Source organism: Paenibacillus vulneris, from assembly GCF_039543185.1.
In the GTDB taxonomy this organism is placed as follows: domain Bacteria; phylum Bacillota; class Bacilli; order Paenibacillales; family NBRC-103111; genus Paenibacillus_S; species Paenibacillus_S vulneris.
This window is the reverse complement of sequence record NZ_BAABJG010000027.1, coordinates 196137-219226: the sequence shown is the minus strand read 5'-3', so window position 1 is coordinate 219226 and position 23090 is coordinate 196137. Positions and strand designations below refer to the sequence as shown.

General features: G+C 48.6%; 24 protein-coding genes and 1 other RNA gene. 13 read left to right on the top strand and 12 right to left on the bottom strand.

Features of this window, described 5'->3' with window-relative positions:
- Positions 1–190 precede the first annotated feature (190 nt).
- Entirely contained in the window at positions 191–1807 is a 1617-nt protein-coding gene (gene cimA, locus ABEA66_RS23940) for a citramalate synthase (protein WP_079908635.1), read from the top strand.
- 63 nt (positions 1808–1870) lie between these two features.
- On the opposite strand, the gene ABEA66_RS23935 is transcribed toward cimA, so the two are convergent.
- Positions 1871–2416 carry a TlpA family protein disulfide reductase gene (locus tag ABEA66_RS23935; RefSeq protein ID WP_345591437.1) on the bottom strand — a complete coding sequence of 182 codons (546 nt, stop codon included), beginning with the start codon at positions 2414–2416 and terminating at the stop codon, positions 1871–1873.
- 207 nt (positions 2417–2623) lie between these two features.
- Between ABEA66_RS23935 and ABEA66_RS23930 the strand changes: the two genes are divergently transcribed.
- Positions 2624–3931, top strand: a complete 1308-nt coding sequence (locus tag ABEA66_RS23930) for an MFS transporter (RefSeq protein ID WP_079908633.1) — start codon at positions 2624–2626, stop codon at positions 3929–3931.
- Positions 3932–3955: 24 nt separating this feature from the next.
- Positions 3956–4435 (top strand): M67 family metallopeptidase, encoded by a 480-nt coding sequence (locus ABEA66_RS23925; RefSeq protein ID WP_144027736.1) that lies wholly within the window; start codon positions 3956–3958, stop codon positions 4433–4435.
- A 102-nt stretch (positions 4436–4537) separates the two neighbouring features.
- On the opposite strand, the gene ABEA66_RS23920 is transcribed toward ABEA66_RS23925, so the two are convergent.
- From ABEA66_RS23920 to ABEA66_RS23910, 3 genes are read right to left on the bottom strand one after another with little or no spacing between them, the layout of a single operon-like run.
- On the bottom strand, positions 4538–5275 hold the full coding sequence (locus ABEA66_RS23920) for an exonuclease domain-containing protein (protein WP_079908631.1): 738 nt from the start codon (positions 5273–5275) through the stop codon (positions 4538–4540).
- Between the two features lie 29 nt (positions 5276–5304).
- Positions 5305–6384: a DUF294 nucleotidyltransferase-like domain-containing protein gene (locus tag ABEA66_RS23915; protein WP_345591433.1), complete on the bottom strand. Its 1080-nt coding sequence runs from the start codon at positions 6382–6384 to the stop codon at positions 5305–5307.
- Positions 6385–6430: 46 nt separating this feature from the next.
- Positions 6431–7819 (bottom strand): ammonium transporter, encoded by a 1389-nt coding sequence (locus ABEA66_RS23910; RefSeq protein WP_079908629.1) that lies wholly within the window; start codon positions 7817–7819, stop codon positions 6431–6433.
- Positions 7820–8242: 423 nt separating this feature from the next.
- Between ABEA66_RS23910 and ABEA66_RS23905 the strand changes: the two genes are divergently transcribed.
- Positions 8243–8674: a MerR family transcriptional regulator gene (locus ABEA66_RS23905; protein WP_079908628.1), complete on the top strand. Its 432-nt coding sequence runs from the start codon at positions 8243–8245 to the stop codon at positions 8672–8674.
- Positions 8675–8695: 21 nt separating this feature from the next.
- The gene (locus tag ABEA66_RS23900) at positions 8696–9382 is read left to right on the top strand and encodes a zinc metallopeptidase (protein ID WP_079908627.1); all 687 of its coding nucleotides are present in this window, start codon (positions 8696–8698) and stop codon (positions 9380–9382) included.
- Between the two features lie 50 nt (positions 9383–9432).
- On the opposite strand, the gene gltC is transcribed toward ABEA66_RS23900, so the two are convergent.
- Positions 9433–10326 carry a glutamate biosynthesis transcriptional regulator GltC gene (gene gltC, locus ABEA66_RS23895; protein ID WP_079908626.1) on the bottom strand — a complete coding sequence of 298 codons (894 nt, stop codon included), beginning with the start codon at positions 10324–10326 and terminating at the stop codon, positions 9433–9435.
- Between the two features lie 101 nt (positions 10327–10427).
- Between gltC and tpx the strand changes: the two genes are divergently transcribed.
- Positions 10428–10946 (top strand): thiol peroxidase, encoded by a 519-nt coding sequence (gene tpx / locus ABEA66_RS23890; RefSeq protein ID WP_079908625.1) that lies wholly within the window; start codon positions 10428–10430, stop codon positions 10944–10946.
- A gap of 94 nt (positions 10947–11040) precedes the next feature.
- Here tpx and ABEA66_RS23885 read toward each other — a convergent pair whose 3' ends face one another.
- Together ABEA66_RS23885 and ABEA66_RS23880 are read right to left on the bottom strand one after the other, a co-directional pair.
- Entirely contained in the window at positions 11041–11430 is a 390-nt protein-coding gene (locus ABEA66_RS23885) for a DUF1499 domain-containing protein (RefSeq protein WP_079908624.1), read from the bottom strand.
- 207 nt (positions 11431–11637) lie between these two features.
- Complete coding sequence (locus ABEA66_RS23880; RefSeq protein ID WP_144027735.1) at positions 11638–12801, bottom strand: ROK family transcriptional regulator; 1164 nt, start codon at positions 12799–12801, stop codon at positions 11638–11640.
- A 158-nt stretch (positions 12802–12959) separates the two neighbouring features.
- Here ABEA66_RS23880 and xylB point away from each other — a divergent pair, with 158 nt between their 5' ends.
- Positions 12960–14501: a xylulokinase gene (gene xylB, locus ABEA66_RS23875; RefSeq protein WP_345591425.1), complete on the top strand. Its 1542-nt coding sequence runs from the start codon at positions 12960–12962 to the stop codon at positions 14499–14501.
- A gap of 133 nt (positions 14502–14634) precedes the next feature.
- On the opposite strand, the gene fsa is transcribed toward xylB, so the two are convergent.
- The 3 genes from fsa to ABEA66_RS23860 form a co-directional block, all read right to left on the bottom strand.
- Complete coding sequence (gene fsa, locus ABEA66_RS23870; RefSeq protein ID WP_345591423.1) at positions 14635–15291, bottom strand: fructose-6-phosphate aldolase; 657 nt, start codon at positions 15289–15291, stop codon at positions 14635–14637.
- Between the two features lie 211 nt (positions 15292–15502).
- Positions 15503–15683: non-coding RNA, 6S RNA (gene ssrS / locus ABEA66_RS23865), on the bottom strand.
- Between the two features lie 77 nt (positions 15684–15760).
- Positions 15761–16636: a YesL family protein gene (locus tag ABEA66_RS23860; protein WP_345591421.1), complete on the bottom strand. Its 876-nt coding sequence runs from the start codon at positions 16634–16636 to the stop codon at positions 15761–15763.
- A 157-nt stretch (positions 16637–16793) separates the two neighbouring features.
- Here ABEA66_RS23860 and ABEA66_RS23855 point away from each other — a divergent pair, with 157 nt between their 5' ends.
- On the top strand, positions 16794–16886 hold the full coding sequence (locus ABEA66_RS23855; RefSeq protein WP_225947869.1) for a YjcZ family sporulation protein: 93 nt from the start codon (positions 16794–16796) through the stop codon (positions 16884–16886).
- Between the two features lie 103 nt (positions 16887–16989).
- Here the strand turns inward: ABEA66_RS23855 and cshA are convergent, their stop codons facing one another.
- Entirely contained in the window at positions 16990–18576 is a 1587-nt protein-coding gene (gene cshA / locus ABEA66_RS23850) for a degradosome RNA helicase CshA (RefSeq protein WP_345591419.1), read from the bottom strand.
- A 276-nt stretch (positions 18577–18852) separates the two neighbouring features.
- Between cshA and ABEA66_RS23845 the strand changes: the two genes are divergently transcribed.
- The 5 genes from ABEA66_RS23845 to tatA all read left to right on the top strand — a co-directional run bounded on the left by ABEA66_RS23845 (position 18853) and on the right by tatA (position 21869).
- Positions 18853–19386, top strand: a complete 534-nt coding sequence (locus tag ABEA66_RS23845) for a DUF4178 domain-containing protein (protein WP_079908619.1) — start codon at positions 18853–18855, stop codon at positions 19384–19386.
- Positions 19387–19443: 57 nt separating this feature from the next.
- Entirely contained in the window at positions 19444–20175 is a 732-nt protein-coding gene (locus tag ABEA66_RS23840; RefSeq protein ID WP_079908618.1) for a DUF4247 domain-containing protein, read from the top strand.
- A 151-nt stretch (positions 20176–20326) separates the two neighbouring features.
- Positions 20327–21151, top strand: coding sequence for a YitT family protein (locus ABEA66_RS23835; RefSeq protein WP_345591415.1), 825 nt, complete (start codon positions 20327–20329; stop codon positions 21149–21151).
- Positions 21152–21310: 159 nt separating this feature from the next.
- Complete coding sequence (locus ABEA66_RS23830; protein WP_028547871.1) at positions 21311–21505, top strand: hypothetical protein; 195 nt, start codon at positions 21311–21313, stop codon at positions 21503–21505.
- A 118-nt stretch (positions 21506–21623) separates the two neighbouring features.
- On the top strand, positions 21624–21869 hold the full coding sequence (gene tatA, locus ABEA66_RS23825; protein WP_079908616.1) for a twin-arginine translocase TatA/TatE family subunit: 246 nt from the start codon (positions 21624–21626) through the stop codon (positions 21867–21869).
- Between the two features lie 8 nt (positions 21870–21877).
- Here the strand turns inward: tatA and ABEA66_RS23820 are convergent, their stop codons facing one another.
- Positions 21878–23050, bottom strand: coding sequence for an MFS transporter (locus ABEA66_RS23820; protein ID WP_345591410.1), 1173 nt, complete (start codon positions 23048–23050; stop codon positions 21878–21880).
- Positions 23051–23090 lie beyond the last annotated feature (40 nt).

Genomic DNA, 23090 nt, shown 5'->3' with positions numbered 1-23090 from the left:
AGTACCCCCCATCATCCTATTCACCGTAAAATAGCATTAGAACAGCTAGTCTCAGCATACAATTCTGCGATATAGCGGTCAAGGCGGACATTCCATCTATTTTGTGAAAACAATATCCTTATCGGGAAATATTGTGATATAATATTACAATTATGTTTAGAGTAGTTCAGTATGATCAGGAGGACAATCCATGGCTAATCCCGTAAAAATTTTCGACACCACATTAAGAGACGGTACCCAAGGCGAAGGTATAAGCTTATCTGTCGAGGACAAAATGAAAATTGCCCGTAAGCTGGATTCTCTTGGCGTTCATTATATCGAAGGCGGCTGGCCCGGAAGCAACAATAAAGATATTGAATTTTTCAACCGCGTCAAGGAATTGGATCTGAAAAATGCCAAAATTACTGCGTTCGGCAGCACTCGCCGCAAAGATACTCTCGCAGAGAACGATGTGAACCTCAACCGCATTCTGGAGGTCGGGGTGCCTGTTGCTACGATATTCGGCAAATCGTGGGATTTCCACGTTCATCAAGCGATCCAGACGACTTTGGAAGAAAACCTGGCCATGATCTATGATTCCGTCAAATATTTAAAAAGCAACGGACTGGAAGTCATCTATGATGCGGAGCATTTCTTCGACGGCTACAAAAACAACTCCGAGTATGCGCTGCAGACGATCAAGAAGGCAGAGGAAGCAGGTGCGGACTGGATCGTTCTGTGCGATACGAACGGAGGCTCCCTGCCTCATGAGATTACGGACATTGTAACGGTGGTTAAGCAAACCGTCTCCTGCCCGGTAGGTATTCATGCTCATAACGACTGCGAGCTTGGCGTTGCGAACAGTCTGGCAGCCGTAATGGCAGGCGCCACGCAGGTTCAAGGCACGATCAACGGCTTCGGCGAAAGATGCGGGAATGCGAACCTGGTCTCTATTATCCCGAACCTGCAGCTTAAGCTGAACTATCAATGTATCAGCAGCGAACAGCTGGAGAGTCTGACTACCGTAGCGCGTTACGTGAGCGAAATCGCTAATATGCATCTGCCCATCAACCAGCCTTACGTCGGGTCGGCTGCGTTTGCTCATAAAGGCGGCATTCACGTGTCTGCGATCCTTCGCAATTCCAGCACTTACGAGCATATCGCCCCCGAGCTTGTCGGAAACAAGCAACGAGTTCTCGTATCCGAGCTGGCCGGACAAAGCAACCTGGTATTCAAGGCGCAGGAGCTGGGACTTGATTTCGATACCAGCAATCAACAAACGAAGCAGTTAATAGAGCAAATCAAGGACATGGAGCATCAAGGCTTCCAATTCGAAGGAGCCGACGCAACCTTGGAGCTGCTGATCCGCAACGCGTATGGCAAGCTGGAAGAAGCCTTTACATTGGAATCCTTCAAGATTATGGTAGTCAAATCCGCTAACCACCCTGTAGTCACCGAAGCTATCGTTAAGCTTAGAGTGAACGGAGAGACCGTATACAACGCGGCCGAAGGCAACGGTCCAGTGAACGCACTGGACAACGCCCTTCGCAAATGTCTCCAGCAGTATTATCCTACTCTGAACAGCGTTCATTTAAGCGATTATAAGGTTCGTGTCCTCGATGAGAAGGATACGACAGCCGCTAAAGTTCGTGTGTTGATCGAATCCACCGACTTCAATAATTCGTGGAACACCGTCGGAGTGTCGGATAACGTAATCGAAGCGAGCTGGGATGCTCTTGTAGACAGTATCCGCTATGCTCTCATCGGCAAAACGGCGCTTGCGCATTCCGAAGATCTTAAGGAACGCGTAGGCATCGTGAATCATTGATCAATTCAACAGAAAAGCTGTCTTAACGCATGGTACTGTGACCTGCGTTGAAGACAGCTTTTTTTATCCTTGAATCAATGACTGAATTCTTTGCTCCAGCTGCTCCGGAGGCAGCACATGGATAACCTCGCGAAGTACCCCCTGCTTATCGATCAGGAAGCTCGTCGGAACGAACAGTATGCGGTATAGCTCCGCCGTTGTCCCCTCTTTATCCAGCAGCACGGGGAACGTAAAGCCATTCCGTTTGACGAAGCTTTGGACATCAGCCATTCGGTCCTCTCTCGTTACATTGACTGCATACAGGTCGAATTTATCCTTATATTTCTCGTACACTTTCGCCAGATCAGGGGCTTCTTCCTTACAAGGACCGCACCAGGAAGCCCAGAAGTTAATCATCAAGGGCTTGTCCCTTTGCCCTCCTACCCGATACGTTTTCCCATCGAGCCCCTGAAGCGTAAAGGACGGGACAGGCTGATTGTATTTCATTTCCCTGAAGGGAGCGGCAGCAGAGCTGGCTTCCGCTTCCAGCCCCGGATTCAGCAGCGTCTGGTAAGCCGCCAATACGACCAGGCATAATGCGATGCATACAGCAGGAACATTTCGTTTCATGAGCGCGCACTCCTTATTAAGCAACCTCTAGGAAGCCATCTTCCGTTGTACAGGTCCATACGATTATCTTTCATTTCATCTATTGTACCCAGAAAGGAGCTTTTTTAGTTCCCCCTTCCTTGGCATATGAATGAAGAATGTTGAGCCTGAAGGAAGGGTACATTAGGATTACGTTAAATAAGCAGCTGAAGAGGAGAATTTCTGCAGATGCAAAAGACCAAATCGAAAAAATTATTGAACATCACGTTCGAAAGTGATATTTCCCCGGAGCAAACGGAGACGTCCGGCAATACAGCGTCAAATAAAAAAGCCGGGGGCTCCAAAGGCTCCATATGGGAATTTATCGCTATCGCTTCCGTCCCGCTTGTGCTGGTTCTGGGCAACTCGATGCTAGTTCCGATTCTGCCGCAAATGCAGGAGCAGCTTGGAATCAGCAAATTCCAGAGCAGCTTGGTTATCACCCTGTTTTCCGTCACCGCGGGGATCATCATTCCGATTTCAGGCTATTTGTCCGACCGTTTTTCCCGCAAAGGCATTATGATCCCTTCTTTAATTATTTATGGTGCTGCAGGAGTGCTGGCCGGCTTTGGCGCTGTTTGGAAATCGTATTGGATTGTCATCATCGCAAGAGCGATTCAGGGACTCGGGGCCGCAGGAACGGCAGCCATTGCGATGGCACTGGCAGGAGACTTATACAAGGGTGCGACCGAAAGCAAGGTGCTTGGTCTTACCGAGGCGTCTAACGGGATAGGCAAGGTAGTGAGTCCTATTCTGGGCTCGCTCTTAGCGCTTATCGTCTGGTATGCGGCATTTTTTGCATTTCCTGTGTTTTGTCTGCTATCACTGCTATCCGTCATGTTTTTCCTGAAGGAGCCCAAAAAAGAACAGGCCCCGCCAAAGCTAAAGCCCTATTTGCAAAAAATCGGCTCCATCCTTAAGCAAAAAGGCCGCTGGCTCATTACCGCTTTTTTCTCCGGATCATTAGCATTGTTTATTTTGTTCGGCGTCTTGTTTTATTTGTCGGACATACTGGAGGATGCGCCGTATAATGTCAAAGGCGTTATGAAGGGGTTAGTGCTGGCCATTCCGCTATTAGGCATGGTCGTGACCTCTTATACAACGGGCGCTAATATTAAGAAAAACGGAACACTGATGAGATGGCTGATGAATATAGGGATGGTTTTGATGACTTTATCCTTGGGTGCATGTATTTTCTTCCTCGGAAAAAACATCTATTTCTTGATAGGTCTTCTCACAGTAAGCAGTATCGGTACAGGGCTGCTGCTTCCATGTCTGAATACAATGATCACCGGATCCGTTCAAAAGGAAGAGCGCGGCATGATCACCTCCATCTATAACAGCCTGCGATTTTTGGGGGTAGCGTTCGGTCCGCCGCTGTTCAGCTGGATGATGGATATATCACATCAAACGGTGTTTATATCCGTTACTGCCCTTTCACTCATTACACTAGGGCTCGTTTTTTTCCTCATTAAGCCGCAAGGGAATATCGGTTGATTGCTGAAGAACCGGCAAGCTATAATGACATCATCTGAATGTAAAAGGATGATGTCATTGTCTTATACTATCCTGCTTCCTGATAAGATTAGGACTGAGATATTGAGTTACTGTATCTGTCAGCATCCTTATGAGGCATGCGGATTCCTTCTAGGAGTTGAAACCGATGTGGGGATCTTTGTTGACGGCTTTGCTCCTATCGCTAATGCTTCGCATGATCCTTTGCGGCATTTTTCCATGGATCCGGCCGCAATGCTTCCATATATATACCCTGCCCCTGCTGAAGGAAATAAAGGAACCGTTGTAGGCATTCTGCATTCCCATCCTATGGCTGCCGCCGTTCCATCCGATGAAGATATGCAGACCTCATGGAAGCAAATTCCGACCCATTGGATTGTCTCCCTGGTTCGTCTGGATGGTCCTGATATCCGAGCCTACCGATTTGTACAGACGGACGAGCAAACGATTCATGCTCTTCCTGTGAACTGGCGGACTACTCTATGAGAACCTGCTATAAAAAGTGCCTCAGCAGTTTGAAGCTGGAAAGTCTTGTGAAATCTTTAACAAAGTCAAAAAAACCTTCGGCACCCGACTGTGCTGAAGGTTTTAATGTTGATGGCTAAGCCGGGAGTACAGATCTCCCAAATTGTGAATCCCTTTGGAGCGAATTTCTTGCAGCAGCCCTCCCCATAAGCGAGCCGTCATTTTAGCATCCTCTAGTGCATGGTGCCTGTTCGTCACTTCAATGCCGTACAGCTCCAGCAGTGTATCCAGATCATACTGCTGCAGCTTCGGGTGCAGCCATTTGGCAAGCATCATAGTATCCAGCATCCGGTGCGATAGATTGACTTTGGACGTTTTCCATAAGGCCGCATTCAAAAAATGCTTGTCATGCCCCGTTCCATGGGCAACCAGCAGCTTTTGCTGCACAAACTCGAGAAACGCGCGAAGCCCTCCGATCAAATCCTGAGCCTTGCCGGCCATTTCATTCGATATTCCCGTCAGCTCCACGATATGATCGGGTATTGGCCGTTTGGGGTTAACAAGACTGTAGAAGGTTTCCTCCTCCAACACCGAATCGCCTCTAACCGCTACGGCTCCGAACGAAATGATCTCATCCCCGTTATACGGCGAAAAACCGGTCGTTTCCAAGTCGAAAACAACCAGTTCCACCGTCTCCAGGGGGATATCGTATAAGGAGTTTTTCCTTTGCTCCTTCATAATGGATCGAATGAAAGCCATCTGCTGGGCGCTATGCGCATCAAACATGGAGGTAAGCGCAGGGGTGAGACCGCCCATTTTATAGAGATGCCACATCCGCCCCGCAGGTCTCATGTCTTTCACGTGATATCACCTCTTAGTTTAGCGTGCTTCTAACCTTGCTCTATCTCTTTATGCACAGCTTTTTTCACGTATTTCTGGAGATCATTCCCAATCCGCAGGCACAGCTTCAATTCACTCGTGCGTTCTTTGGTCAGCCTATCAGCCGGAAGCTTCCCTCTCGTCGTATAGCTTCCATTCTCCACTTGGAAAGGGGTCAGGGAGCGGAATTTCAACGCGATGGCCAAAGCCTCCAGCCAGTCTTGGGCAATCTCCTCTTCAACAGCCCCTGCCTCCAGCAGCTTCGTTATACGCCCTTCCGTGGACGTCTCGCTCAAGCCCGCTTCGATGGCAAGAAGGCGAATACCATTTACAATGGGGATGTAAGCGCCGTATTTGATATCCACTCCTCCGGCATCTTCTCCATATCTCTCTTTAATGAGCTGGCCGAATAGGCCCAGCGATATTTTGTGATGAAGCGTATTATGAAGCAAATGCTCCAGGATAACGGGATTCCGTTCCACATAGCTCGTTACTTCCTGTATAAGGCGCCGGACTAATTCCCCATCGCCATATATCGCACGCATATCCGCCATAATAAGCAGATATCTCATGTGTTCCCAATGAGGATCTTGAAGCCATTCGAAGAGCATCGAGCGATAGCCGCTCCATGATTTACGCCATCTGTCATTGGTGCAGATCACGCCGCCCGAGCAAGGCGGGTAGCCCAGCTCCAGCAGCATCTGGCTAATCCGCTGTGCCAATTCTGCGAAATACGTCTTGGCTTCCTCCAGCTTTTCCGAATCCGCAGGATCTGCATAGATCAATCCGTTGTCCTGATCGCTCCAGAGCGTCTGCTCTCCCCGGCCCCCGCTGCCGAACAGACAAAAGGCGTAAGGGACTGGCGCCGCGGCCCCCTCCTCCTGCATCATCGTTTCCTCGGCTATTTGCACAACCCTGGCAATCATCATGTCGTGAATCCGGTTTAACTCCCGATTCCAATCCAAGGAATAGGCGTGAAGGAGACGCCGCTCAAATTCCTCATGCAATTGATCCCGCAATAGACGCAGCTGCCCGGTGCAGCCTGCCGATTGAATTGCCGTTCGAATCATTTCCATTGAGTTCAGCTCCATGCAGCATCTCCTTCAGCCTGTCAAATTATTGTCTCTCTAAAACTATCTAAACCGTGTGGGCACCGCCCGCTGCCGATTTCTTCATTTGCTCCGGATAACCGTAGGTTCCGTGCTCCGACAAATCGAGACCGATAATTTCTTCTTCTTCGGTAACACGCAGACCGACGGTAGCTTTTATAATAGCCAGAATAATAAAGGATAGAATAAGAACAAAGATGAACGCTCCGAATACCCCTAATGCTTGAACTCCCAGCTGCTCCACGCCTCCGCCATACAGAAGCCCGGCTTTACCGACTCCCACTTTCTCAGCCAATTCCGGTGTTGCAAATATGCCCGTGGACAGTGTTCCCCAAATCCCTGCGATCCCGTGCACCGAGAAGGCATAAATCGGATCGTCAATGCCTGCTTTTTCAAACCATTGTGCCGTGAAGAAGGTAATGATGCCTGCCAAAGCCCCGATAATGATGGCGTCGCGTGGAGTTACAAAAGCGCATGCTGCCGTGATGGCAACCAGAGCCGCAAGAACCCCGTTCAACATGCTTGGAATGTCCGCCTTGCCGAAGTACATCCAGGATACCACCATAGCCGCTACCGCACCGGCTGCCGCCGCCAGATTCGTTGTTAAGGCCACATAGCCGAAGAATCCGTCGCCCGTTGCACTCAGAGTCGAGCCTGCATTAAATCCGAACCAGCCGATCCAAAGAATGATAACGCCGAGTACGGATAATACTTGGTTATGCCCCGGAATCAAATTTGGAGTTCTGTCTTTATTGTATTTGCCAATGCGGGGTTTAAGCAAAAGAGTAGCTACCAGCGCTGCTGTCGCACCTTGCAAATGAACAACCGTCGAACCGGCAAAATCCTGCATGCCCAGTTGACCCAGCCAGCCGCCGCCCCATACCCAGTGAGCTACTACCGGATAAATCAATACCGTGAACAAAATCCCGAAGATGAAGTACACCGGAAGCTTACCGCGCTCCGCAAAGCCGCCCCAAGCGATGGCAAGGGAAACGCCGCAAAAAGCAAGCTGAAACAAGAACAAGATACCGATAGGAATAGGAGATTCTGCAAAAAGGCTTATGGATGCTGTCGCTTGTTCTTGAGTTCCATCCAGGAAGAAGCCCCCCGTCCCTATAAAGCTGTTGCCGTCACCAAAGGCAAAGCCAAAACCGATAGCCCAGAAGGCTATTGCGCATATACCGAAGGTAAGAATGGTTTTCCCGGCAACATGGCCGGCATTTTTCATTCGAGTGGACCCAGCTTCCAGAAGTGCAAACCCCGCTTGCATGAAAATAACCAAGATCGCTGCCAGCATCACCCATACAGAGTCGATGGCGCTCGCGAGCTGTGCCGGTGTTTTATCATCTGCAGCAAAAGCCATAGTAGGTACCAGCATAGATAGGACACCTGTTGAAACAAGCAACTTCTTAAACATGGTTAACCACTTCCTCTTTAATGTTAATTTATATAACATGAACTGAAAATCTTAATGTCATTATATACAGCGTATTTTGTTTTGACAATAGATTTTTCCTAAAAAAACGGTAAAAAACGAAAAATAACCTTACATAAAATACGCATAATTCGGTTTTACAACATAATTACTAGTGTTTTTCTTATTTCAATGTTATATTTTATGACAAATGAGTACGAGCTAATGCTTTTATAATATAATTTCCCTCCTTCAAGGCTCGGTGCCTTACCTTCGTCAGCTGCACGAAAAAGCATAAGGCGTTATGCAAAAGCATAACGTTTGACTGTATGGTTTGATATCAGTTATCATAAATACTAAAGAGCATCAGATATACATACATACTAATTAATAAGATTCTATATAGGAGGGGATATCCATGGGGATATGAAGCTGTATAAAATCGGTGAGCTGGCCCGTTTGACCAATGTCAGTCCTAGAACGATTGACTATTATACGAAGCTAGGACTCATTGAGCCGGAGAAACGTTCAGATACTAATTATCGTTTGTATAGCGATGAAACTTTAACGCGACTCAAACGTATTGAAAATATGAAAAGGGAAAAGTATACCTTAGAGGAAATCAAGGCGAGCTTAAAGTTGTGGACCAAAGTAAGTCACGATGAGATCGTTACCGATAAATTGACGAATATCCAGCTTCACCTGCAGCAGCTGCAGAAGGAAGTGCAGGAGATCAGTCCGATTCTTGACAAGCTTAAGCCGTCCCAGCTGAAATATTTCAACAAGATGCTCACACCGCATACAGCTGCGTGTATCGAAGCCTTGCTGTTGCTATTGGGTAAAAGCCCCTTTTCCTAATTTGTAAGGAGGTCTGCTGCCATGTTTTTTCACCCGATGGATTTTTTGATCATCATCGCTTTTCTGCTTTCTCTCTGGGCTCAATTCCGAGTCAAAAGCACATTCAACAAATGGGCGGAAGTACCTACTTATTCCGGGATGACGGGGTATGAAGCGGCCCGCCGCATGCTCGACGCCAACGGATTGTACGATGTGCCGATCGAGCCTGTACAAGGCGCCTTGAGCGACCATTACGATCCGATTCATCGGGTTGTGCGCTTATCCGAGCCTGTGTACTATGAGAATTCGATCGCAGCCATTTCCGTTGCTTGTCACGAAGTCGGTCATGCCATCCAGCATAAAGTGTCCTATCCGATGCTTACGCTCCGGCACAATATGTTCCCGGTCGTGAACTTCGCTTCCGGCGTGTCTCCGCTGCTCATTATCGCGGGATTGATCTTCCAGCAATTCAGCTTCTTGCTCGGACTCGGTATTATTTTCTTCTCCGCGGCCGTTGCGTTCCAACTGGTGACGCTGCCTGTAGAGTTTAACGCAAGTAACCGCGCCAGAGACTTGATGGTCGCTGAAGGCTTCATTACGAACGATGAAGAGCGCGGAGTGGCCAAGGTGCTGAATGCTGCGGCGCTCACCTACGTAGCCGCTGCACTGATCTCTCTCCTTGAGCTCGTGAAGTACATTATGATCTTCACCAACCGCAACAACGACTAATCGCATACAAACAACAAAACGCCGCTTCTGCGGCGTTTTTCATTTTCTCTTTATTTTTTGCAATTAAAAAATTCAAGTAAATATTGTTGAAATACCTCAGCTACGAGCGGCAGCTTCTCCCCCGCCCTATGAATCAGCCCTACGCTGCGTGTAACCTGCGGCTCAATGACCCTTACCTTGGCAGGCTGCAGCTGGCTGATTTCGGTCAATGCCATTTCCGGCAGGAGACTGACCCCCATTCCCGCAGCAACCAAGCCGCGTATCGTGTCCGTTTCCTCGCCTTCAAATCCTATCCGGGGTACAAAACCCGCTTTGGCACAGGCTTCCAGTACGATATTCCGAAGCGAGTATTCCTCGCTGAACATAACGAACGCCTCATCCTTCAGCTGCTCCAATCGGATCACGTTATAATCGGCCAGTACATGGCCTTGGGGGACGATAGCGTACATTTCCTCCTGAAGCAGCAGTTCTCCGCTGACATGCTCATTTCTGTTCGGCAGAGGCGAAATAAAGGCCAGGTCTATCTCCCCGTTCTTCACATCGCGGATCAGACTGTTATATGTGCCTTGACGCAGCTTGAATTTGACGTTCGGATGGGACTGGCGAAAGTTCGCGACGACGGTCGGAAGCAGATAAATGCCCAGACTATGAGGAAACCCGATCCGAATTTCCCCTACCTCCGGATCGAGAAATTCGCGGACCTCAATAACCGCTCTTTCCAATTCGGTCAATACCGCTTCCGCCCGGCTTAAAAATAATTTGCCGACTGGAGTCAGCTGCAAATTGCGGCCCTTCTGAACGAACAAGGACACACCGAGCTCCTCTTCTAGTTGATGGATTTGGCGGCTCACCGCCGATTGGGCCACATGCAGCTCCTCGGCCGCTTGGGTCACATGCTGTTTTCGGGCTACCTTCACAAAATATTGCAGCTGTCTAAGTTCCACAACGGTTCTCCTTCCGATTGGACAAGTTCCTAATAAAAAGTTTATAATAAATGAAGGTTAAATACCAATCATTCTCATTGTATTTAAGGAGGCCCATTTCCATGGCACAAGAACGTACCGGAGTAGCAACGTTTAAAGGCAATCCGATTACTTTAGTAGGTCCAGAAATCAAGGTAGGAGACAAAGCTCCTGATTTTAAAGTAAACAAAAACCTGATGGAGCAAGTATCTTTGGCTGACTATGCAGGCAAAGTGAAGCTGATCAGCGTAGTTCCTTCCTTGGATACCGGTGTATGCGACGCGCAAACCCGCCGTTTCAACGAAGAAGCAGCTAAGCTTGGCGATAACGTAGTGGTGCTGACAGTCAGCGTTGACCTTCCGTTCGCTCAATCCCGCTGGTGCGGTGCTGCAGGCATCGACAAAGTCGTTACTTTGTCCGACTACAAGAACAAATCCTTCGGCGAAGCTTATGGCGTATTGATCAAAGAAATTCAATTGCTGATGAGATCCATCTTCGTTATCGATGCTAACGACACCGTTCAATACGTAGAGTACTTGGGCGAAATGACCGAGCATCCTAACTATGAAGCAGCAGTGGAAGCTGTTAAGAAGTTAGTGTAATCATACATACAGCTGCCCAAGAAAAAACAGCGAGAGAAGCCCAGCTTCTCCCGCTGTTTTTATGTTTGCTGCCTGTTCTGTAAGAAATTCGCTACTACTTGTCAACTTTATAAGCAGCAAGCCGCTTATCCAATTGTCTGTATATCTCAAGGATAGTCCGATAATTCGAACCAAGATCACCTAACGAGCCCCTGGATGCTGAATAAATATCCACAGCCGATTTTACCGGATTAATAGCAAATAAGGTTAACGTAATATCTTGCGTACGACCTGTGATCGTCTTTTTCTCTACAACGATCTCCCCGACATTCTTCACCTCATGAAGCAGCTTGTAGCCGTTCATTTTCTTAAACATATTGGTGACTTCATCCCAAACCTGATCCATCGAAAGTTTATAGTATCGGGTTTTCAAAGCCGGATCTTTCGCTCTTTCCCCTGTTGTTTCGTGGCTGCGAATAAGGCCGATTAAGGTGCGCTTTAACAAAGCCTTCCCTCCTCATTGAAGTACAATACAAAATCCGGTTTACACTGTCTTTTATCATATCATTGTTTGATGGATTGAGAAAGAGTTATTTCACATTTTTGACATCTTTATGATAAACAGATGAAGAAATATTACAGCTGGATGACAAAAAATGCCTTTATTGTACTTGGAGAACCAGATCCTTTTGGACGTTCAAAAGGGTAGCTTCTAACCGATCATTTTCTCGCGAATGACAGCGGAAACCGCACCCAAAGCACAGCAATCCTCTCCCAGCCGGGAGTAGGCCACACGGACGCTGAACGAGCTTAAATAAGAGAATCTCGAATCCAAGGACTCATGAATGCTCTCGTTGATCCAAGGGGCGTATTGTCCCATGGCGTTACCTATAACGATCATTTGCGGGTTTAGGGTATGCATCATATTCCCGATACCGACCCCCAAATGCAGACCTGCTTTACGAACCACCGCGATTGCCTCGGCATCTCCTTTATTCAGCCTGTCCAATATCCGTTCGGTAAATCCCGGAGCATATTCGACATGCAAATCATTCGCAATCGCTCTCTCGGATGCATATGTCTCCCAACATCCCCGATTGCCGCAGGAGCAGGGGCGTCCGTTCAATTCCATCGTCGTGTGCCCGATTTCCCCGGCATAGCCGTTATTGCCTCTGAATAATTCGCCTTGCAGTACAAGGCCTGCCCCGATCCCTCCGGCGACGCTTAAATACAGCATATTGGAGCAATCCGCAGCAGCGCCGAATTCCAATTCGCCCAGAGCGGCCAGGTTCGCTTCATTATCAATGATGACCGGTATACCCAGCTGTTCCTCGATCGCGTCCTTCCAATTCAGCTTTTTCCAGCCTGTATGCGGCACGAATAAGATGCGGCTGGACGGATATTCCACGAAGCCGTGAATACCTATCCCGACGCCAAGCAAGCCGAGTGGACTAGCAGGCAGAGCCGCACGCTCCTGCCTCAGGATCGACAACAGCTGCCGCAACGTCCCCTCTGCGCTTTCTCCTTGCTCGTAGGGATACCATGTTTTGCGTATCACGGCTCCGCACATATCCGTAACCAGAACGAGCATGTTGGTCGACCGAAGATCGACGCCAATAATGTGGCCTGCCTTATGGTGAATCTCCAGCATCATGGGCTTGCGGCCGCCGCTGGATTCTCCGATCCCCGTTTCAACTACCCAATGCTCGCTCATCAGCTCTTCTACAAGAGCCGATACCGTTGCCCGGGTCAGCTTGGTTCGCTTGGCAAGCTCCGCCCGGGAGATAGGTGCATGTAGTTTGATTAACTTGAGCAAAGTTGATTTATTGATCGATTTTAACAGGGAGCTATCCCCTGACATTGTCCCACGCTTCACTGCTTTCCACCATCCGTTTCCTTTAACCGCTAGCAAAATTTATTTTATATAACCAGGTACCAAAAGTCAGCAGGAATTTTCAATTTGCCTGCGAATATATTATATCACGCATTTGTTTATTTAATAAACAAAGTTAATTTATGCTTGAGGTGAAGATCATGACCTATTTTCTTGGTATCGATTTGGGGACATCCGCTGTTAAATGTATTTTAGTGGATGATCAAGGTAAGGTAAAGGCAAGTCACAGCGTGGAATATCCGCTTCTTCAGCCGCAGCCTGGCTGGGCGGAGCAGCATCCGGAGGATTGGTGGCAGGGAACGGCCGACTGCATACGTGCACTATTGGACAAGGCGGCTATAAGCGGTCAAGACGTGGCGGGCATTGGGCTGTCCGGACAAATGCACGGCTCAGTCTTCCTCGACAGCGAGCGGAAGGTGGTCCGCCCTGCCCTGCTCTGGTGTGACCAGCGGACAGCTGCACAATGCGAATGGATCGAACAAACGATTGGCTCGGAGGAGCTCGGAAGGCTTACAGGCAACAAGGCTTTGACCGGCTTTACAGCTCCGAAGGTCATCTGGCTTCGTGATGAGGAGCCGGAACATTACCGGCGGACAGCACATTTGATACTGCCGAAGGATTATGTACGGCTGCAGCTTACGGGAGAGTTCGGCATGGATATGGCCGACGCGAGCGGGACTTTATTGCTGGATGTGGCTAACCGCCGCTGGTCAACGGAAGTGGTGGAAGGGCTCGGCATTCCTATGGAATGGCTGCCTCCGCTCTATGAGAGCAATGATATTGCAGGCCGACTGACATCGGCTGCGGCTGAACGTACCGGCCTTGCACCCGGTACGCCTGTTGTCGCCGGAGGCGGCGACCAGGCCTGCGGCGCGGTGGGCGTCGGCGTTGTGAAGCAGGGCATCGCCTCCGTCGCTCTGGGCACCTCGGGCGTCGTCTTCGTACATGACGATTCCTATCAAGCCGACGAGCTGCGCAGGCTGCACTCCTTCTGCCATGGCGTTCCCGGCAAATGGCATCGCATGGGCGTCATGCTCGCGGCCGGAGGGTCGTTCCAATGGTGGAAGAACCACCTTGCACAGGAGGAGCAAAAACAAGCCGCGGCAGAAGGCCACGATGTATATGAACTGCTGACAGAGCTTGCTGCATCGGCTCCGCTCGGAAGCGAAGGGCTGCTGTTCATGCCTTATTTAACCGGTGAGCGTACGCCTCATCCCGATCCTAAGGCTCGCGGCGGCTTTATCGGCCTGAACCTGCGTCATGGCAAAGCTCACCTTACCCGCGCCGTTCTTGAAGGAATCACCTTCGGCCTGCGCGATTCGCTGGAGCTCATTAAGGCCTCCGGCATTGAAATCAAAGAATTGCGCGTCAATGGCGGCGGTGCTCGCAGCTTGTTCTGGAGACAAATGATCGCCGACATTTTCGGTTATCCTGTCGTCACCGTCAATTCGACGGACGGCCCTGCCTATGGTGCCGCAGTCATGGCCGCTTCAGGCGTTCTACAACGGGATATAAGCGATTTATGCGAGCAATGGATACAAGTTGTCGACCGGGTAGAACCAAAGCCTGAGAATCAAGCACAGTACGAGAAATACTATGAAGTATTCCGTACGTTGTACCCCACTCTCAAATCGACATTGCATCAATTAACGGATCTGGCCTCCTCCTCTTCGAAAGGGTAATGGCAAGGCCGGGGCGTTGCTAAGTGTGGCGTTGGCCTCTAGGCTGACCGATATCAAGATAATTGCGGGATACCCTATGAAATTAAAAAAGCCTGTTCAGTTAGCTGAACAGGCTTTTTTATATGTACCGAAATTAGAACTGGCTTAATTTCGCGCCTTCCCAGTCGGCGAGGAAACGTTCAATTCCTGCATCTGTCAAAGGATGCTTGGCCATGGATTGAATGACTTTATAAGGAACGGTTGCAATATCCGAACCTGCCAAAGCTGCTTCAATCACGTGAGCGGAATGACGAACGCTAGCCGCGATAATTTCCGAGGAAATATTGTGTACTTTGAAAATTTCGCTGATTTCACTAATCAGGTTCATACCCACTTGGTTGATATCGTCCAAACGGCCGATGAACGGAGACACATAAGTTGCTCCTGCGCGTGCTGCAAGCAATGCTTGAGTAGAGCTGAAAATCAGGGTTACGTTGGTTTTAATGCCCTCTTGCGTGAAAATCTTGGTTGCTTTCAAGCCCTCTTCCGTCATTGGCACTTTAACAACGATGCCTTCGCCCAATGCGGCCAGCTTGCGTCCTTGCTCAACCATTTCTTTAGCTTCAAGACTAATTACTTCGGCACTGATAGGAACATTTCCTACGATGGAAACAATTTCCTTAACCGTTTCGAAGAAGTCTCTGCCCTCTTTAGCGATAAGAGAAGGATTGGTTGTAACCCCCGCAATGACTCCCAGATCATTTGCTTTGCGAATTTCTTCCACATTGGCTGTGTCGATAAACAGTTTCAAAACCTAGTCACCCTTTCATATCTTTTCCTTCAATCTGTTTCTACACCGCTTTAATGCAATGAAGGTAAGATACCAAAGAGCTTGTCCCCTATCTCCTGAATTCAAAAGATGCAGGTCGTAGACATAGCATGAAATGATAAACGAATTCAACAGGAACGCTTTTGGCACTTGCTTCAATACAGACTATGAATTAAAGCAGCGAAATTACAGCAAAAAACCCGCATATGCCGTCCGATTTAGCGTTTCAAACCCGCTCTCGCAGGTGGGTGTCCGCAGAAGCGTGTTTGAGGTCCCTTTTCGGGGGCATGTCAGCAACGCTACAATGTAGGACTCCCAAGAAACAGTCATTGGTTCAAAACAACTTAAAACCGAAACGAACATCGCAGGATTTTGTTGTACATTCATTATATGATCTTCTCGACGGAATGTAAACCTTGAACAAGAAGAACTTGCTGCCATAGCAAAATTTCTATGGTTTGTCAGGTTTAGTATGCCCGCCATCATCCTGTTGATTCATTGCCGCAGCTGAGGACGGTTCCTTCTTCTCTGCATGGTCTGCCTCTGCTTGATCCGTACCGGATTCAAGCGCTGTTTGCTCGTCACTGGCGGCTTGCGCCTCCGATTCCTTCTCGGCCAACTCCTGCTGCTTCTCCTGCAGCCGGCCGAAGATATGGTTAAAGTGCCAGAACGAAATAACGGCAACAATGGTGCCCATGAAGAACGGGATCAGGAACGTAAATTTGGCGAAGCTGAAATAAATGACAACTCCATTTAATACCAGCATTGAAATCGAGCGGACAGGATGTCCAATCGAAATCAGCACCGCATTTTTAATTATTTGAAGCAGCTTCATATGAAGATGGGATAAGATGGAGAAAAAATGGAACAGCGATACCGTAAGCAGCACGGTCAGCATCAAGATCAAATATTTCAACAGACTTAAATTACCTGGCCTCGTGTTGTAGAAATATAAATTGACACCGATAATGATCCCGAACACCAAATAGATAAGACCGCCCAGCATGGCTTGCTTATAGTTTTCCTTATATCCGCGGAAAAAGGTTTTGAACAACGGCACATCTTCTTCACCGGTCAGCCACTTGCGGGCAACCGAAAACATGGCCGCAGTTGCAGGAAAAAGTGTAAACGGTGACAAAACGCCGAGTATCAGAAGGAAGAAATAAAATTGCGAAAAGGTTTCGTCAATCTGGAGCGACATGAGGCCCATCAGCCCTACGATAAAAACCGGCAGCGAGCAAAGCGCCCATAACACATTTATAACGGATAACCGCATGATCCATTCCGATATACGGTAAAATCCCCCCATTAACCCTCTAAACTCCAATATAAGCCCTCCTTAGCGATCTACATGTGCTGATATCTATATAAGCTATATTATAGCCTATTTTTCATCAACTAGGTAGCTGTCTATGCGGTTTTCGTCTATAGTCATATGCTATAGTAGCACCCGGCATTCACACAAGTAAAGGAGGTTGGCAACCATGTCCGTTGGAGCAAATGTATGGACCTCAACCGGCATCATCCTTGTCCTGTTTATCCTGCTTGTTATCATTCTTCAAGGCTGCTTCTTTTAAGATGGCTTCGAGGGTTCCCGCGAGAACCATCCCGATATGCATTTCCAATCCGTTTGCATCAAAAAAAAGGTGGGCTTTCATAAAGAAAGCTCCACCTTTTTCATTAATTTTTAACCAATTCCTCGTTGGAACGGGAAGAAGTAGAACGGTTAAACCCGCGGTCGCGATTATATTCACGGCCCTCGGAGCGTCCTCCGCGGTTATCGCGGGAGTAGTCTCTTCCGCCGCCGTCTCTGCGAGGTTTCGAAGAGTAACCGGAACGGTCGCGGTCATACGATCTGCCGTCGCCGCGGCGTGCACCGCCAGCTGTTCCGTAAGGACCGGATGGTCTGCGGCCGGAGCTGCGTACGTCTGGTCTTCTTTTCTTAGCGCGCAGCGGCTCTTCCGGAGTCAATTCGATCTCGATTTCCTTCTTACCGCCTGTCAGCAGCTTCAATGCAGAGGCAAGCAGATGAACGGAATCATGCTGCTCCAGCAATTGAATCGCCAAGCCTTTATATTCATTGTGGTCATCCTTTTGAAGCACTTCAAGGATGCGCTCGGCTGTAATTTTTTGTTTGCCTTCGATCGCTTCTGCCAGACTAGGCATCGGTTTTCTTGTAATTTTATGGCGAGTGATCTTCTCGATAAAGTACAAGTGATCGATTTCTCTTGGCGTTACGAACGTATACGCTGCGCCTTCCTTACCAGCGCGGCCGGTACGGCCGATGCGGTGAACGTAGCTCTCAGGATCCTGAGGCAAATCGAAGTTAATAACATGAGTTACGCCGGAAACGTCCAAGCCCCGGGCTGCCACGTCCGTTGCTACCAGCACGTCGATGCTTCCGTCACGGAATTTGCGCATGACATTGTCACGCTGGTTCTGGGACAAGTCACCATGCAGACCTTCTGCCGTATAGCCGCGTTTTTGCAGCGCTTCGGACAGCTCGTCGACACGACGCTTCGTACGTCCGAAAATAATCGCAAGATCTGGAGCTTCCATATCAATCAGGCGGCACAGAGCCTCGAACTTCTGTCTTTCGTGCAGCTCAATGTACGACTGATCGATCAGAGGTGCGCTAACTTGCTTAGGAATGACGGATACATGCTCCGGGTTGTTCAGGAACTGGTGAGCCAGCTTTTGAATGTTGACCGGCATCGTTGCGGAGAACAGCATGGTATGACGTTCTTCCGGAACCAACTTCAGGATGGATTGAATGTCCTCCATGAAGCCCATATCCAGCATTTCGTCCGCCTCGTCCAAAATAACGGTTTGCACGTCGTCCAGCTTGATGGTTTTGCGGTTGATATGATCAAGCAAACGGCCTGGAGTACCGATAATGATTTGTGGTCTCTTTTTCAATGCGCGAATTTGCTTCACGATATCTTGACCGCCGTAGATCGGAAGGGAACGGATCCCCTTGAATCTTCCAAGCTTCTCGATCTCCTCAGCCACCTGAATGGCCAATTCGCGGGTAGGGCACATGATCAAAGCGACGATTTTTTCTTCCTTCACATCGATTTTGTTAACCAACGGAATTCCGAAGGCAGCGGTTTTTCCTGTACCGGTTTGTGCTTGCCCGATCAGGTCGCGGTTATCCATTGCGATGGGAATAGCTTTTTCCTGGATTGGTGTGGATTCTTCAAAACCCATCTCTGTAATGGCTCGAAGTACCTTTGGCTCTAAGCCGAATTCTGCAAAAGTTTTCAAATGATCTAATCTCCTTTTAATGTAGGGTTCTTTGTTATTTTTACCCTTAAGTGCGACTCCTATATCCTTATATTGTATCTGCAAAATGCGTCCGAAGCATTCGAATTTAAATACGCAAGGCCGTACTTAAGAATATCTTTAGTATTATACCACAAACGGAAATGATATTCCAGAAATTTCACGGTGAAACCTTAAGTTCCGCTTGATCGTATATAATATGTATAATAGTCTCAAGAAGATCATCTTTTTATGATATATCGTAAAGGGGAAATGGCTATGTCGATTTGGAAAAGAGTGGGTAACATCATTAAAAGCAACAAAGAAGAGCCTCCTGTTAAGGCCTCAAATCCTGTTGAAGAAACCCAGGTCGGAGATATTATAAACGTGGATCTCGAGGAATATGTGGTCTCGGGAAAGCTTACTTATTTTGATAGAGGGTTTCCGCCTCACCGGTACGCCTATTACTTGCAGAACGGCAACTCCTTCGCCTGCCTGCTGGTCGAAAAGGGTCGCACCTACGAATGCTTCCTCTGCCAATTTGTTGAAGGCTCGCTGGACAGCCCTCATGACGTGCCGACCGAGCTCGATCTTGACGGCGAAGCTACGTTCCAGCTGGAAAACCATCGCAGCGACATGGTTCGGGCGGACGGACATACGGATTTCCGCGGCAATGACGAGCTCATGATCTGGCGCTATTTCGGACCGGACGGACGATACTTCTTCCTTCAATGGCAGGACGGCAAGTTTATCGCGATGGAGGGAAGCAAGACGCCGGTGGGACAAATCAAGTTCATCAAAGGCAGCCGTTAATCTTGACCTGCTACCGCCCAAGATTCGCTCGCATCTTTGTATGGAGGTGATACTGCGATGAAAAAGCGATCGTTCAAGTGGCTTGCCATGCTGCTGGTCTTTGCCCTTCTTACGGCATGCGGCAACGCAGGCAATTATATTAAAGACAATTACTCCTTAATTGACGTTCAGGGCCAGGGCAAAAGCACGGCCAAAATTTATTCCGTCGAAGGCAAGGACGTTCCTACCGTAGCGAAGGAAATCGCGGGCAACGAAAAGCCGAAGGAAACGAGCAAGGAATCGGCGGATCAAATGTTCCTTGTATACGATAATAAAATCATCAACCTGCAAAAGGATCCTAACAACGCAAGCAACACCTTGGTAGAGCTGGATTCCATCGAGTATGCCAAGCAAAATTATGACTCCTCCTTCCTTCAAGGCTATGTAGCGGCTTCTTTGCTGCAGTCCTTGTTCGGGGGCGGCTGGTTCAACAGCAGCCGGGGAAGCAGCGATTATCGCGGATATACGGGTACGCAGCGGTATGACGATTACGGCAAAAATCAGGCTTCGCCCAATTCGTCGACATCCAAATCCGGAAGCAGCACGACGGCGCCGTCGACCACCGAGCGGAAAGGAAGCTTCAGCACCGGTTCGAAAGCGACAACGCCTCCTTCCTCCTCAGGAAGCAGCAGCTCAAGCAGCAATATTCGCAAGAACGACGGTTCGAGCCCAACCTACAAAGCTCCTAGCTCCAGCTCGAAATCTTCGCCAAGCACAAGCACCCGATCGGGTTCATTCAAAAGAAAATAAGCCGTACCCAGCCCTGCCGGCGAAAGTCCTTCGCTGCCGCAGGGCTATTTCTTGCGTATATGGTTCCCGTTATGTACCGTTCATGATTGAAATCAGGAAACAAGCTCCATACTGTATATAGATGTACAACGACGTTATGGAGGCACCTTCTATGGTTTATCATTGGGCCCGTTCTATCATAGTAACGATTATCGGCTCGGTACTGGTTTCCATCGGCTTCAACTCGTTTCTTATTCCGCATCAGCTGCTAAGCGGCGGCATTTCCGGCATTTCCATGATTGTCGGATACTTGACCGGCTGGAATATCGCGATGCTGTATTTTATCAGCAACCTTCCTGTCATTATATGGGGTTTGCTGAAGATAGGGCGTAAATTCATTATTCTGAGCGTCGTCTCTGTCATTGTCACCTCCTGGCTCATGAACATCATTCCTAAGCATGCTTTTGCTCAAGACGAGATACTGGCAGCCGTAACCGGAGGGGTTCTAGTCGGGATAGGCGCAGGCATCTGCATGCGGGTGGGAGGCTCCACGGGCGGGTTCGACATTATCGGCTCCATCATTACACAAAAACGGGATTTCCCGTTAGGGACCTCCCTGTTCGTTTTGAATGGAATCGTCATAGTCGCTCTCGGCTATCTCAAGGAAAATTGGGACCTGGCCTTATACTCCATGCTCTCCATCTTCATTAGCGGCAAAATTATCGATACGATCCATACCCGGCATTTGAAGGTGACCGTATTCATCGTGACCCGCAATAAAGACGCGCTGCTTGAGCAGCTGATGAAGATCCAGCGGGGTGTGACGGTCCTGAGCACCGAAGGCGCTTATACCAAGCATCAGCAGCACATGCTTATGACCGTAACGACAAGATACGAGCTCGTCGAATTGCAGCATCTGATCCGCAGAGCGGCACCTGACGCCTTCGTCAACATAGTGGAAACCATCTCCATCATGGGGCAGTTCAGACGAGGTTAGATCGAGATCGTCTAAAGAAATTATTAGAAACATATCCCATACCTTTTATCATAAAATATGTTATAATGAGGTCAGTAATTTCACTCCATCCTCATGCTTTACCTGTTCTGCTCACGGAAGTTTTGCCTATTCTTCTCCACCAGATGATGAGAAAGGGTGATGCTTGTGGAAACAGTAAAGTTATCGACGATTGTGATGAGATTGACTCCCGAGTTGTATCCTTTCCTGAAGCGGTCCGAACTCGATTTTGAGATTGTACTGCGTAACGGGCTTGAAGCGTTGGAAGCGGAGGATGCAATGGAAATTATTCAATACAGCATTTCCGAACATCAAAAAGACGCCTTGCTCCACTGAGGGCGTCTTTATTTTCGACTTTAGCCGAAAAAATTTATGTTTTCGTAATAATTTATACATATAAATACCTTAAATAATGGTATGATAGATTCAAGACTATAAAACGGAGGTTGATCGCATGGGCGCACTCTCACCATGGCATATCATACTAATCGCTCTCGTTGCTTTGCTGCTGTTCGGTCCGAACAAATTACCCGAGCTCGGACGCGGTTTCGGCAAAATGTTCCGCGAGTTTAAGGACGCTACAACAGGCAACGGTAACTCAGGTTCTACCGAAGAATCCCCTGCACCAAAGAAAGAACTCGTATCGGCTGCCGAAGCTCATCAACAGCACGATAACGCAAACCATCAAACCAACAAATAATCAACCTCTCATCCGCCATCAAGGCCGGATGATTTTTTTTGCCTGAGCAAGTAAGCATGCGTCCCCAGGATAAGAACGGCAGCAGCAGCCGTCAATACGGCTCCAAAGCTGTACATGGCGTGCCCTCCCCACTCATCCTTAATATATCCGCCTACAAATCCTCCTGTAATGCCGGCCAGGCCCAGAAAGACCGCCGACAGCATGGCTTGACCCGTAGACCGCATCGATTCCGGAACCAGCCGAACGGCATACTGCACCGCAACGATCCAAAAGACGGCAAATGTAACGGAGTGCGACATTTGAAACCAAATCAATAGATTCGGATCCGTAATCCAAGCATACAGTATCCAGCGAACGGTATATAGCACAGCTACGATGCCAAGGATCGCCAGCTCGTGAAACCGGTGCATGATTCTTCCAAACAGAGCGAATGTAGGGATTTCACTCAGCGCGGCAAGCGCCCAAGCCCATCCTGCCATCGAATCGCTGGCACCCAAATCCTTTAAATACAGCACAAACAGCCCGTCATTCATCCGATGCGGCACCATCAAGATAAAGACAAGAAACAGAAACCATAAAAACAGCCGGTTCTGAAGCACACTCGACAACGCGCTTAATGAAATCCGCTGACCGCTGCCCTTATCATCCTTCAAGAAATAGAGCAGAGCAAACGGAAGAATCCATAGTGACCAATAGAGCCAAGGGATGTGCTGAACTCCGCCCATAGCGATAAGCGCAATTCCCGCCGTCATCGCTGTCAGCGTATACCCCATCGACCCCCACATCCTCACCGATCCATAGGTAAGTCCCGCCTGCATCGTCGCCTTGATGGTCAGACTGTCCAGCAGCGGTACCGAGGACAGCATGAAGAAATAAAGAAGCAGCATAAAAAGAAACGCCCACATATAGCTGTTCGTATAAAAAATTCCTGCGCTAGACAGAAACGTAAGCAGCCACAGAATGCCAATAATCAGCTTCGATGTATTATAGCGATCGCTTAAATATCCCCAAAGAGGCTGTGCGAATATGGCTACGAACGGTCCGAACATCATCAATAAACCGATTTGCGATGAAGAATAGCCCCTAAGTCCGAAATAAATAGGAAGAAAAGGCATTAGAACCGCTGTAGTTGCGTAATAAGAGAAAAGAAGTCCACGCAGGGTCCATATTTGTTTTTTCATAGCACCGGTCCTCTTTTGGGTAATATAATGAAACACACAT

What these genes read in the sequence shown, in the direction of transcription:
- ABEA66_RS23820 (WP_345591410.1), bottom strand. Translation starts at nt 23,050, where the DNA reads ATGAAAAAACAAATATGGACCCTGCGTGGACTTCTTTTCTCTTATTAC.
- ABEA66_RS23835 (WP_345591415.1), top strand. Translation starts at nt 20,327, where the DNA reads ATGGTTTATCATTGGGCCCGTTCTATCATAGTAACGATTATCGGCTCG.
- ABEA66_RS23910 (WP_079908629.1), bottom strand. Translation starts at nt 7,819, where the DNA reads ATGTTTAAGAAGTTGCTTGTTTCAACAGGTGTCCTATCTATGCTGGTA.
- ABEA66_RS23900 (WP_079908627.1), top strand. Translation starts at nt 8,696, where the DNA reads ATGTTTTTTCACCCGATGGATTTTTTGATCATCATCGCTTTTCTGCTT.
- ABEA66_RS23855 (WP_225947869.1), top strand. Translation starts at nt 16,794, where the DNA reads ATGTCCGTTGGAGCAAATGTATGGACCTCAACCGGCATCATCCTTGTC.
- ABEA66_RS23840 (WP_079908618.1), top strand. Translation starts at nt 19,444, where the DNA reads ATGAAAAAGCGATCGTTCAAGTGGCTTGCCATGCTGCTGGTCTTTGCC.
- tpx (WP_079908625.1), top strand. Translation starts at nt 10,428, where the DNA reads ATGGCACAAGAACGTACCGGAGTAGCAACGTTTAAAGGCAATCCGATT.
- ABEA66_RS23930 (WP_079908633.1), top strand. Translation starts at nt 2,624, where the DNA reads ATGCAAAAGACCAAATCGAAAAAATTATTGAACATCACGTTCGAAAGT.
- ABEA66_RS23830 (WP_028547871.1), top strand. Translation starts at nt 21,311, where the DNA reads ATGCTTGTGGAAACAGTAAAGTTATCGACGATTGTGATGAGATTGACT.
- ABEA66_RS23935 (WP_345591437.1), bottom strand. Translation starts at nt 2,416, where the DNA reads ATGAAACGAAATGTTCCTGCTGTATGCATCGCATTATGCCTGGTCGTA.
- xylB (WP_345591425.1), top strand. Translation starts at nt 12,960, where the DNA reads ATGACCTATTTTCTTGGTATCGATTTGGGGACATCCGCTGTTAAATGT.
- ABEA66_RS23905 (WP_079908628.1), top strand. Translation starts at nt 8,243, where the DNA reads ATGAAGCTGTATAAAATCGGTGAGCTGGCCCGTTTGACCAATGTCAGT.
- ABEA66_RS23845 (WP_079908619.1), top strand. Translation starts at nt 18,853, where the DNA reads ATGTCGATTTGGAAAAGAGTGGGTAACATCATTAAAAGCAACAAAGAA.
- cimA (WP_079908635.1), top strand. Translation starts at nt 191, where the DNA reads ATGGCTAATCCCGTAAAAATTTTCGACACCACATTAAGAGACGGTACC.
- ABEA66_RS23915 (WP_345591433.1), bottom strand. Translation starts at nt 6,384, where the DNA reads ATGGAGCTGAACTCAATGGAAATGATTCGAACGGCAATTCAATCGGCA.
- tatA (WP_079908616.1), top strand. Translation starts at nt 21,624, where the DNA reads ATGGGCGCACTCTCACCATGGCATATCATACTAATCGCTCTCGTTGCT.
- ABEA66_RS23925 (WP_144027736.1), top strand. Translation starts at nt 3,956, where the DNA reads ATGACATCATCTGAATGTAAAAGGATGATGTCATTGTCTTATACTATC.